1 protein-coding gene is annotated in these 589 nt (G+C 64.7%); it reads left to right on the forward strand.

What is annotated here, in order from left to right; all coding sequences use genetic code 11:
- Positions 1–23: 23 nt before the first annotated feature.
- On the forward strand, positions 24–589 hold a 566-nt coding region (locus AC1DU6_RS34965; RefSeq protein ID WP_477863134.1), incomplete at its 3' end, for a molybdopterin-binding domain-containing protein.

Genomic DNA, 589 nt, shown 5'->3' on the forward strand with positions numbered 1-589 from the left:
GCCCGGCAGATGCGTTAGGCGGCGTGACCGTCCATACCCTGCGTCAGGGCTCGCTCGTTCTCAAGAAGGGCACCACTATCGGTCCCGATGAAGTCGCAGCGCTGACCAGCGCCGGCGTCAAGGACGTGGTCGTCGTGCGTCTCGAGGACGGCGATGTGTCCGAGGACGTCGCTGCCGCCAGTATCGCGCAGGCAGTGGCGGGCGAGGGCGTCAATGTCGAGCGCGCCTTCACGGGCCGCGCCAATCTGTTTGCGGGGACTCCGGGTATGCTGGTCGTCGATCGGGCGATCGTCGATCGTATCAATGCCGTCGATGAAGCAATCACCTTTGCAACACTGGCGGCTTACAAGCCGGTGGTCGAAGGCGAGATGATCGCGACCGTCAAGCTGATCCCGTTCGGCGTCGCCGGTACGCTGCGCGACGCGGCCGTTCAGGCTGCCTCGGGCGGCGCAATGCGGATCGCGCCTTACGCGGTCAAAAAAGTCGGCATCGTCTCGACGCTGTTGCCGGGGCTGTCGCCGAAGGTGATAGACAAGACGCTGCGTGTGACTGAAGAACGCCTTGCGCCTGCCGGTGCGAAGATCATCGC

It is taken from the genome of Roseateles sp. P5_B10 (assembly GCF_056400485.1).